The sequence below is a fragment of the Caballeronia zhejiangensis genome (assembly GCF_000698575.1).
Taxonomy (GTDB): Bacteria; Pseudomonadota; Gammaproteobacteria; order Burkholderiales; family Burkholderiaceae; genus Caballeronia; species Caballeronia zhejiangensis.
The window spans coordinates 181770-193406 of the sequence record NZ_JFHD01000011.1; the positions used below are offsets into that span (position 1 = coordinate 181770).

The 11637-nt window shown below is 64.0% G+C and carries 6 protein-coding genes; 3 read left to right on the forward strand and 3 right to left on the reverse strand.

The features are described 5' to 3' along the window. Positions 1 to 95: 95 nt before the first annotated feature. The 3 genes from lpdA to aceE all read right to left on the reverse strand — a co-directional run bounded on the left by lpdA (position 96) and on the right by aceE (position 6627). Positions 96 to 2144: a dihydrolipoyl dehydrogenase gene (gene lpdA, locus BG60_RS16785; RefSeq protein WP_008350470.1), complete on the reverse strand. Its 2049-nt coding sequence runs from the start codon at positions 2142 to 2144 to the stop codon at positions 96 to 98. A gap of 74 nt (positions 2145 to 2218) precedes the next feature. Further along, complete coding sequence (gene aceF / locus BG60_RS16790; RefSeq protein WP_034472142.1) at positions 2219 to 3853, reverse strand: dihydrolipoyllysine-residue acetyltransferase; 1635 nt, start codon at positions 3851 to 3853, stop codon at positions 2219 to 2221. A gap of 80 nt (positions 3854 to 3933) precedes the next feature. Next, positions 3934 to 6627, reverse strand: coding sequence for a pyruvate dehydrogenase (acetyl-transferring), homodimeric type (aceE, locus tag BG60_RS16795; protein ID WP_034472145.1), 2694 nt, complete (start codon positions 6625 to 6627; stop codon positions 3934 to 3936). A gap of 292 nt (positions 6628 to 6919) precedes the next feature. Between aceE and fixL the strand changes: the two genes are divergently transcribed. From fixL to BG60_RS39955, 3 genes are all read left to right on the forward strand, one after another. Further along, positions 6920 to 9454: an oxygen sensor histidine kinase FixL gene (fixL, locus tag BG60_RS16800; protein ID WP_034472179.1), complete on the forward strand. Its 2535-nt coding sequence runs from the start codon at positions 6920 to 6922 to the stop codon at positions 9452 to 9454. Further along, positions 9451 to 10086 carry an oxygen response regulator transcription factor FixJ gene (gene fixJ, locus BG60_RS16805; protein ID WP_008350478.1) on the forward strand — a complete coding sequence of 212 codons (636 nt, stop codon included), beginning with the start codon at positions 9451 to 9453 and terminating at the stop codon, positions 10084 to 10086. Before fixL ends, fixJ begins: the two co-directional genes overlap by 4 nt. 233 nt (positions 10087 to 10319) lie before the next feature. Continuing rightward, on the forward strand, positions 10320 to 11637 hold a 1318-nt coding region (locus tag BG60_RS39955; RefSeq protein WP_034472147.1), incomplete at its 3' end, for a DUF3300 domain-containing protein.

Here is an 11637-nt window from a genome sequence, read left to right on the forward strand (position 1 = left end):
ATCGCGCCGGGTTTTTTGTCGTCTATTGCTCGTGAATCCCACAAAAAGGCGCGCTCCGGTCAAGGAGCGCGCCTTTCTTCTGTAACCGCGGACGCTTACTTCTTGCGCTGCGGCGGCAAGTCCGTGCACACGCCTTCGTACAACTCGGCGGCCATGCCGACCGATTCGCCGAGCGTCGGGTGCGGGTGGATCGTCTTGCCGATGTCGGTCGCATCCGCGCCCATCTCGATCGCGAGACACACTTCGCTGATGAGATCGCCCGCATTCAGACCGACGATGCCGCCGCCGATCACCCGATGCGTCTCTTCATCGAAGATGAGCTTGGTGAAACCTTCGTCGCGGCCGTTGGCGATCGCGCGGCCCGACGCGGCCCACGGGAACACCGCCTTGCCGAACTTGATGCCTTCGGCCTTGCACTGCTCTTCCGTCTTGCCGGCCCACGCCACTTCCGGATCCGTATAAGCGACGGACGGAATCTGCAGCGCGTCGAAATACGCCTTCTCGCCGTGCGCCGCTTCCGCCGCGACGTGGCCTTCGTGCACGGCCTTGTGCGCGAGCATCGGCTGGCCGACGAGATCGCCGATCGCGAAGATGTGCGGCACGTTGGTACGCATCTGCTTGTCGACGTTGATGAAGCCGCGATCCGTCACCGCGACGCCCGCCTTGTCCGCGCCGATCTTGCCGCCGTTCGGGCTGCGGCCGACCGCGAGCAGCACGAGGTCGTAGCGCTGCGGCTCGGCCGGCGCCTTCTCGCCTTCGAACGTCACATAGATGCCGTCTTCCTTGGCTTCCGCCTTGGTCGTCTTGGTCTTGAGCATCACGTTCGTGAAGCGCTTGGAATTGAACTTCTCCCAGACTTTCACGAGATCGCGGTCCGCGCCGAGCATCAGGCCGTCGAGCATTTCGACGACGTCGATGTCCGCGCCGAGCGTCGAATACACCGTCGCCATTTCCAGCCCGATGATGCCGCCGCCCACCACCAGCATGCGCTTCGGAAGCTGGCGCAGTTCGAGCGCGCCGGTCGAATCGACGACACGCGGATCGTCCGGGAAGAACGGCAGCTTCACCGCCTGCGAACCCGCCGCGATGATCGCCTGCTTGAACTTGACGACCTTCTTGCCGTCCGCGCCGTTCACTTCCATGTGATTCGGATCGACGAACGCGCCGACGCCCGTCACGACCTGGACCTTGCGCGCCTTCGCCATGCCCGCGAGACCGCCGGTCAGCTTCTTGACGACGCCTTCCTTGAAGCCGCGAAGTTTGTCGAGATCGACCTTCGGCTCGCCGAAACTGATGCCGTGCGCCGCGAGCTCGGCCGCTTCGTCGATGACGAGCGCCGTGTGCAGCAACGCCTTCGACGGAATGCAGCCGACGTTCAGACACACGCCGCCAAGCGTCGAATAACGCTCGACGAGCACGGTCTTCATGCCGAGATCGGCGGAACGGAATGCCGCCGAATAACCGCCGGGACCGGCGCCGAGCACGAGCATGTCGCATTCGACATCGGCCGCGCCGGCGTAGCTGCCTGCTTGCGGCGCGGGCGTCGGCGCGGCTGCCGGCGCCGCTTTCTGGGGCGCGGGAGCAGGCGCCGCAGCGGACGCGCCGCCTTCGAGCGTCAGAACCAGCGTGCCTTCCGACACGTTGTCGCCGACCTTCACCTTCACTTCCTTGACCGTGCCGGCGGCAGGCGACGGCACGTCCATCGTCGCCTTGTCGGATTCGAGCGTGATGAGCGACTGCTCCTTTTCGACCGTATCGCCCGGCTTCACATGCACTTCGATGACGGGAATGTCCTTGAAGTCGCCGATATCCGGCACCTTCACGTCCTGCACGCCGCCGCCCGAAGCCGCAGCCGGTGCGGGCGCAGCGGCGGGAGCCGGAGCCGGCGATGGCGCGGCCGCAGCGCCGGCGGTTTCGATCATCGCGATGACCGAGCCCTGGCTCACCTTGTCGCCCTGCTTGACCTTCACTTCCTTGATGGTCCCCGCGACATCCGCGGGCACTTCCATCGTGGCCTTGTCGGTTTCGAGCGTGATGACGCCCTGTTCCTTTTCGATGACGTCGCCGGCTTTGATATTGACTTCGATGACATCGACATCGGAGAAGTCGCCGATGTCGGGTACTTTTAGTTCGACGAGACTCATGTTGTCCCCTAAGAGATATGCGGATGGAACCTCGGACGAACGTCCGAGGTTCCGCCGTCGGCCAGATCAGCAGATCAGAGAATGACGCGACGGAAATCGCCCAGAATCGCCGACAGATAAGCGTTGAAGCGCGCCGCGGCCGCGCCGTCGATGACGCGATGGTCATACGACAGCGACATCGGCAGCGTGAGGCGCGGCACGAACTGCTTGCCGTCCCACACGGGCTTCTGATAGCCGCGCGACAGACCGAGGATCGCGACTTCGGGCGCGTTGATGATCGGCGTGAAGTGCGTCCCGCCGATGCCGCCCAGCGACGAGATCGAGAAGCAGCCGCCCTGCATCTGATCGGGCTTCAGCTTGCCGTCGCGCGCGAGCTTCGACAGTTCCGCCATTTCCTTGGCGATATCGACGAGGCCCTTCTTGTCCGCGTCGCGGATCACCGGAACGACGAGGCCGTTCGGCGTATCGGCCGCGAAACCGATGTGGTAGTACTGCTTGAAGACGAGGTTGTCGCCGTCGAGGCTCGCGTTGAAGTCCGGGAACTTCTTCAGCGCCGAGACCACGGCCTTGATGACGAACGCGAGCATCGTGAACTTCACGCCCGCTTTCTCGTGCTCCTTGTTGAGCTTCACGCGCAATTCTTCGAGCTCGGTGATGTCGGCTTCGTCGTTGTTCGTGACGTGCGGGATCATCACCCAGTTGCGATGCAGGTTCGCGCCCGAAATCTTCTTGATGCGCGAGAGCGGCTTCGGCTCGACCGGACCGAACTTCGTGAAGTCGATCTTCGGCCACGGCAAGAGGCCGAGTTCGCCGCCGCCGCCACCGCCAGCCGGCGCCGCAGCCGCAGGCGCCGCGCCCTGTCCCGACATCACGCCCTTCACGAACGCGGTGATGTCCTGCTGCGTGATGCGGTTCTTCGGCCCGGTGCCGCGCACGCGCGACACATCGACGCCCAGTTCCCGCGCGAACTTGCGCACCGACGGCGACGCGTGGCTCGACGTGCGCGAGCCGTCGCCGGCAGGAATGACAGGCGCCTGCGCGAGCGCGGACGGCGCTTCCTTCGGCGCGGGCGCGGGCTTCGCGGGCGCATCCGAGGGCACTTCCTTCGGTGCCGCCGGCGCGGGCGTGGGCGCCGGTGCGGCCGCGCCGCCTGCGCCGCCTTCCAGCACGAGGATCAGCGTGCCTTCGGAGACCGTATCCCCGATCTTGACCTTCAGTTCCTTGACCGTGCCCGACGCCGGGCTCGGCACGTCCATCGTGGCCTTGTCGGATTCGAGCGTGACGAGCGACTGCTCCTTCTCGACCTTGTCGCCGACTTTCACCGCGATCTCGATGACCGGGATGTCCTTGAAGTCGCCGATGTCCGGCACTTTCACTTCGACGGAACCGCCGCCGCTTGCAGCGGGCGCGGCAGCCGGCGCGGGCGCGGGCGCCGCAGCCGGCGCCGGAGCCGGCGCAGCGGCCGCACCGCCGCCTTCCAGCACGACGATGAGCGAGCCTTCCGACACGTTATCGCCGACCTTGACCTTCACTTCCTTCACGACGCCCGCCGCCGAGCTCGGCACGTCCATCGTGGCCTTGTCGGATTCGAGCGTGACGAGCGACTGCTCGGGTTCGACCGTATCACCCACCTTGACCAGCACCTCGATCACGGGGATGTCCTTGAAATCGCCGATGTCCGGCACTTTGACTTCGATCGCTTGACTCATTATTAGTGTCTCCTGGGTCGCACGCGGGCCTCCTTCCGCTTCGGAAAGAGGCCGCGTCACAACGCACGGGGGCGATGCCTTTAGACGGTCATCGGGTTGGGTTTGGACGGGTCGAGGTTGTACTTCTTGATCGCCTCGGCGACGACCTTGCGCTCGATCGTGCCTTCGTCGGCCAGCGCGTTGAGCGCAGCCAGCGTCACCCAGTAGCGGTCGACTTCGAAGAAGTGGCGCAGCGCTTCGCGCGTATCCGAGCGGCCATAGCCGTCGGTGCCGAGCACCACGAACTTCTGCGGGACATAGCCGCGAATCTGGTCGACGAGCGCGCGGATGTAATCCGTCGATGCGATCACCGGGCCCTTCGCGTCCTTCAGCAGCGCCGTGACGTGCGGCAGCTTCTTCTCTTCGGTCGGATGCAGCAGATTCCAGCGCTCGCACGCCTGACCGTCGCGGGCCAGTTCGGTGAAGCTCGGCACGCTCCACAGATCGGCGCTGACGCCCCAGTCGTCCTTCAACAGTTGAGCCGCGGCGATGACTTCGTTGAAGATCGTGCCCGCGCCCATCAACTGAACGTGCGCCTTGGCCGGCGCATCGGCCTTCTTGAAGGCGTACATGCCCTTGATGATGTCCGAAGCCACGGCATCGCCTTGCGGGATCGCCGGATGCTCGTAGTTCTCGTTCATCACGGTGATGTAGTAGTACACGTCTTCCTGGTCCGCGACCATGCGGCGCAGGCCGTCCTGCATGATGACGGCGAGTTCGTAACCGAACGTCGGGTCATAGCTCACGCAGTTCGGAATCGATGCCGCCCACAGCAGCGAGTGGCCGTCTTCGTGCTGCAGCCCTTCGCCGTTCAGCGTCGTGCGGCCAGCGGTGCCGCCCAGCAGGAATCCGCGCGAACGCATGTCGCCCGCGGCCCACGCCAGATCGCCGATGCGCTGGAAGCCGAACATCGAGTAGAAGATGTAGAACGGGATCATGATCTCGCCGTGCGTCGAGTACGACGTCGCGGCCGCGATCCAGTCACACATGCCACCCGCTTCGTTGATGCCTTCCTGCAGGATCTGCCCCGTCTCCGATTCCTTGTAGAACATCAGCTGGTCGGAGTCTTCCGGGATGTACTTCTGGCCGTCCTGATTCCAGATGCCGATCTGGCGGAAGAGGCCTTCCATGCCGAACGTGCGCGACTCGTCCGGGACGATCGGCACGATGCGCTTGCCGAGCGCCTTGTCCTTCAGCAGGATGTTGAGGATCCGCACGAACGCCATCGTCGTGGAGATTTCGCGGCCTTCGCCCGTGCCCTTCAAGAGCGGCTCGAACGCGGACAGCGCCGGCACCGGCAGCGATTCGGCCTTCTCGCGGCGCGTCGGCAGATAGCCGCCCAGGTCCATGCGCTTCTGGCGCATGTATTCGAGTTCCTTCGAGCCTTCCTCGAACGTGAGATACGGCACGTCGGCGATCTGCTCGTCGGTAAGCGGCAGACGGAATTGGTCGCGGAATTTCTTCAGCGTGTCGATCGGCAGCTTCTTCTGCTGGTGCGTGATGTTCATCGCCTGACCATGCTCGCCCATGCCATAGCCCTTGATGGTCTTGGCGAGGATGACGGTCGGCGCGCCCTTCGTCTTGGTCGCTGCGTCGAAGGCCGCGTAGATCTTGTGCGGATCGTGGCCGCCGCGGTTCAGGTTCCAGATGTCGTCATCGGACCAGTCGGCGACGAGCGCCTTGAGTTCCGGCGTGTTGAAGAAGTGCTCGCGCACGAACGCGCCCGACTCCGACTTGTACGTCTGATATTCGCCGTCGACGACTTCCATCATGCGGCGCATCAGCGCGCCGGTCTTGTCGCGTGCGAAGAGCGCGTCCCAGCGGCTGCCCCAGATGACCTTGATGACGTTCCAGCCCGCGCCGCGGAATTCGCTTTCGAGTTCCTGAATGATCTTGCCGTTGCCGCGCACCGGGCCGTCCAGTCGCTGCAGATTGCAGTTGATGACGAACACGAGGTTGTCCAGACGCTCGCGGCCGGCCATGCCGATCGCGCCGAGCGATTCCGGCTCGTCCGTTTCGCCGTCGCCGAGGAACGCCCAGACCTTGCGGCCTTCGGTCTTCGCCATGCCGCGCGCGGCCATGTACTTCATGAAGCGCGCCTGATAGATCGCCATGATCGGGCCCAGGCCCATCGACACGGTCGGGAATTGCCAGAAATCCGGCATCAGCCACGGATGCGGATACGACGAGATGCCCTCGCCGCCCACTTCCTGGCGGAAGTTGTTCAGTTGCTTTTCGGTCAGGCGGCCGAGCAGGAACGCGCGCGAATAGACGCCCGGCGACGAGTGGCCCTGCACGAAGACGAGGTCGCCGCCGTGATCTTTCGAAGGCGCGTGCCAGAAGTGATTGAAGCCGACGTCGTAGAGCGTCGCGGCCGATGCGAACGAAGCGATGTGACCGCCGACGTTCGTGTCCTTGCCCGCGCGCAGCACCATCGCGATGGCGTTCCAGCGGGTGTACGAGCGGATGCGGTGTTCGATGTCCTGATCGCCCGGAATCTTCGCCTGCGAAGCGACGGGGATCGTGTTGATGTACGGCGTGTTCGCCGAAAACGGCAGGTGCTCGCCATGCACGCGAGCGAATTCGATCTGTTTCTCGATCAGGTAGTGCGCGCGATCAGGACCGACCGCGGAAATCACGCCGTCGAGCGCATCGAGCCACTCGGCGGTTTCCTGAGGATCGTCGTCCTTGGCGTTGGCGACATATTTGAGAACTTCGTCGGGTACAGCGGACATGCTCGTCTCCTGATGTGAGGAACACTCGATGAGAACCGCCGGCGCACGCCCGCGAACACACGCGGAAAAGCGGGCACTGGCCGCGTGCCGGCAATTCTAAAGAGGGTCCAGACCATGACGCAAGGAATTTTTCAAATCATGAGAGCTAATCTCACCATGCGAAAAATTGCTGCAACGCACCGTCCGATAAGACTTTTTTGTTCAGATGTTTCTCCTCCTTTTCCTGCAACTGAGCACGCTTTACCGTCTTTTTACGCCATTTAACAATCAGGTGGTGCGTTACAATCGCTCCATGTTGACCGAACGGCTGATCAAACGCTCGGCGAGGTCCGCGCGCAAGCCGACCGACGCCTCGCCCTCCCGCTGGCACCACGGACCGTGGTGGTCGAACTCCTATTTACTCACGCCGCTCATTTCGATCCTGGTGTTTCTGATCGTGATGAGTCTGATTCTCTGGAGCCTGAACCGGCGCGAGCAACAGCAGCAGGAAGACACGCTTTATCGCAACGTCGCGTGGGCTCAGCAACAAATTCGCCTGTCGATGACCGGTGCGCAGGAGCAGATCCAGGCGCTCGCGCGCGACATTGCGACCGGGCACGGCGATCCGCAAACCTTCCAGACATCGTCCACCGACATCATGCAGGGGCATCCTGAGATCCTCTACATGAACTGGTACACGAGCGAGCATAAGCCGCGCTGGCCGAATACGCCGCTGCCCGTGCTCGGATCGCGCCTCGCCAAGCCGAACGACACGCAGATGGACGAGGCCGTGCAGGCCGCCTTCGACGAAGCGCGCACCACCCGCCGCCAAGTCTACTCGCCGTTGCTGTACGACGATCTCGGCAACGGCTACATCACGCTGCAGACGCCGGTTTTCCGCGACCGCGAATTCCTCGGCTCGATCGCGGCCGTGTTCTCGATCGAAGGCATACTGAAGCACGACATTCCGAGCGAATTGTCGGCGAAATACAAGATTTCCATCACCGATCTGAACAACCGCGAGCTCGCGACCACATCGAGCCGCCCGCGCCTGCCGCGCGACATGTTCTACGACCTGCCGCTCGACCCGCCCGGACAAGGCCTGTCGGTGCGCGTGTACTCGTATCCGCAGCTCACGAACTTCACCAACAACACGCTCGTCTGGCTCGTCGCCGGTTTGTCGTGCTTCGTGCTGTGGAGTCTCTGGAGTCTGTGGAAGCACACGCGCCAGCGCTTCGAGGCGCAGCAGGCGCTCTACGCCGAGGCGTTCTTCCGTCGCGCGATGGAAAACTCCGTGCTGATCGGCATGCGCGTGCTCGACATGCACGGCCGCATCACGCACGTGAATCCGGCGTTCTGCCGGATGACGGGCTGGGACGAAAGCGATCTCGTCGGCAAGAACGCGCCGTTCCCGTACTGGCCGCGCGACGCGTATCCGGAGATGCAGCGCCAGCTCGACATGACGCTGCGCGGCAAAGCGCCCTCTTCCGGTTTCGAACTGCGTGTGCGCCGAAAAGACGGGTCATTTTTCCACGCGCGACTCTATGTCTCGCCGCTCATCGACAGTTCCGGCCGTCAGACGGGCTGGATGTCGTCGATGACGGACATCACCGAACCGAAACGCGCGCGTGAGGAACTCGCCGCCGCGCACGAGCGCTTCACCACCGTCCTCGAAAGTCTCGACGCCGCCGTCTCCGTGCTCGCCGCCGACGAAGCCGAACTGCTGTTCGCGAACCGCTATTACCGGCATCTGTTCGGCATTCGTCCGGACGGCCATCTGGAACTCGCGGGCGCGGCGTTCGACGGCGGTTCGCAGAGTTCGTCCGACACCATCGACATGGTCGACACCTACGCGGGCCTGCCCGCCACCGCCCTCACGGAAAGCTCCGCCGACGCGCAGGAGGTCTACGTCGAAGGCATTCAGAAGTGGTTCGAGGTGCGCCGCCAGTACATTCAGTGGGTCGACGGCCATCTCGCGCAGATGCAGATCGCCACCGACATCACGCAGAGGAAGCAGGCGCAGGAACTCGCGCATCAGCAGGAAGAAAAGCTCCAGTTCACGAGCCGCCTGATGACGATGGGCGAAATGGCGTCATCGCTCGCGCACGAGCTGAATCAGCCGCTCGCCGCGATCAACAACTATTGCTCGGGCTGCGTCGCGCTCGTGAAATCCGGCCGCATGACGCAGGAAACGCTGCTTCCGGTGCTCGAAAAAACCGCGCAGCAGGCCGTGCGCGCGGGCATGATCATCAAGCGCATCCGCGAGTTCGTGAAGCGCAGCGAACCGAAGCGCCAGGCGGCGCGCGTCGCGGATATCGTCGCGGACGCGGTCGGTCTCGCCGAGATCGAGGCGCGCAAACGCAAGATCCGCATCGTCACCGAAATCCGTTCGCGGATGCCCGTCATTTACGTCGACCCGGTTTTGATCGAACAAGTGTTGGTCAACCTGTTGAAAAACGCGGCCGAGGCGATGCATGATGCGAAACCACACGCCGTCGATCCGGTGATACGCGTAGTCGTGCAGCGCATGGACGGCGGCTTCGTGTGCATCAGCGTGGTCGACCAGGGTCCGGGCGTGGACGAAGCAACCGCCGAGCGTCTCTTCGAGCCGTTCTACAGCACCAAGTCCGACGGCATGGGCATGGGGTTGAACATCTGCCGTTCGATCATCGAGTCGCATCGCGGGCGCCTTTGGGTGGTCAACAACGTCGAAGCGGACGGCCACGTGACCGGCGCGACTTTCCACTGCAGCCTGCCGATCGGCGAAGTGGAAGGCGGCTCGGGCACGGGCGGCACGGATGCGCAGGACGAACATACGAGACAACAAACAGTTACGGGAGAACTATGAGCACAGTCACCACTCAGGAAACCGTCTTCGTCGTCGACGATGACGAAGCCGTACGTGATTCCTTGCGCTGGCTGCTCGAAGCAAACGGCTATCGCGTTCAGTGTTTCTCCAGCGCGGAATCGTTCCTCGACGTCTACCTGCCGATCGCCCATTCCGGCGCGATTTCCTGCCTGATCCTCGACGTGCGCATGGCCGGCATGACGGGGCTCGAACTGCAGGAGAAGCTCATCGCCGAGAACTCGCTCTTGCCGATCATCTTCGTGACGGGGCACGGCGACGTCCCGATGGCCGTCTCGACCATGAAGAAGGGCGCGATGGACTTCATCGAGAAGCCGTTCGACGAAGCCGAACTGCGCAAGCTCGTCGAGCGCATGCTCGAAAAGGCGCGCAGCGAGAGCACCAGCGTGCAGCAGCAGCGCGCGGCCGCAGAGCGCTTGGGCAAGCTGACGGCGCGCGAGCATCAGGTGCTAGAACGCATCATCGCCGGGCGGCTGAACAAGCAGATCGCCGACGATCTCGGCATCAGCATCAAGACGGTCGAAGCGCATCGCGCGAACATCATGGAGAAGCTTTCCGTGAACACGGTGGCCGATCTGCTGCGTCTCGCGCTGTCGAACAAGCCGCAGCAATAAGCGCTTCGGCTCTCCCCTTCGCGGCCGGCATCGTCATGCCGGCCGCGCGTTTATCGGCGCGCTCGCGAGCGAATGCGCCCGAATCTCCTTCCCGCCAAAGTTCGTTGAACGCCGAACTGAAAAGTGATATTGGCTGAATCACGCCGGATCACTACCCGATTTCCTCGCTTCAATCCCGGCTACGCGCAACGATCTCGCAACGTCTCGCACGGGGGGATTCGATGTCGAAACGAATGGGTGTCATTGGTTCGCAAATCGGCACGGCAAGAGCGATCGCGTTCGCCGTCACGCTCGCCGCGATGCCGCTTTTCGCCGCGCATCCGCTCGACGCGCAAGCGCAGAACGCCGCGCCGGCCGGCCAGAAACTCACGAACCAGCAACTCGACGCGCTGACCGCGCCGGTCGCGCTCTATCCGGATGCGCTGCTCGCGCAAGTCCTGATGGCGTCGACGTATCCGTCGCAGATTACCGAAGCGGCCGACTGGTCGAAGGCGAATCCGAACGTCAAGGGCGACGACGCCGTGAAAGCCGTGCAGACGCAGCCGTGGGACCCGAGCGTGCAGTCGCTCGTCGCTTTCCCGCAGGCGCTCGCGACGATGGCCTCCAAGATCGACTGGGTGACGCAGCTCGGCAACGCGTTCATCGCGCAGCCGAGCGACGTGATGGACTCCGTTCAGCGTCTGCGGCGCGCGGCGCAAAGCGCGGGCAATCTGAAGACGAACGAGCAGCAGAAAGTCACGAGCGCGCCCGCGCCGGCGGGCAGTACGACCACCAGCACTACGGTGATCCAGATCGAGCCCGCCAATCCGCAAGTCGTCTACGTGCCGACCTACAACCCGACGGTCGTGTACGGGACGTGGCCATATCCCGCGTATCCGCCGGTCTATGTGCCGCCGCCTCCGGGATATGCGATCGGGTCGGCGTTCATGACCGGCATGGCGTTCGCAACAGGCGTCGCGGTCGTGAATTCGCTGTGGGGCAACTGCAACTGGGGTCACGGCGATGTCAACGTCAACGTGAACCGCTACAACAACATCAACACGGCCAACCGCATCAATGCGAACAGCAATAACGTGCGCTGGAACCGCAACGATCCGCAGTTCAACCGGACGAACGTCGCCGCGAACCGCCAGAACCTGAACAACGCCAATCTCGGCGCGAACGGCAACCAGTTCCGGGGCCGCGAGGATGCGCGCGCGCAAGCCGCGCAGACCTTGCAGCAGCGCACCGGCCAGAACCTCAACGAATCGGCGAGCCAGCGCGCGCAGAGCATCCGCGAGGGCGGCGGACCGAACGCGCGCACGACGAGCGATCTTCGTCAGCGCTCGCAGGACGTAAATCGCGACAACGCGCTGCGCGGCGCGGGCGATGGCAACGGCGCGCGCCAGGACATGCAGCGCGGACAGGCGAGCCGGCAGTCGTTCAATCAGTCGCATGAGCGCGCCGGCGCGGGTGGCGGCGGTGTTCAGCGTCAGGCGGGCGGCGGCGGTGGCGGTGGCGGTGGCGGCGGCGGTGGCGGTGGCGGTGGTTTGGGCGCGGGCGGAGGCGGCG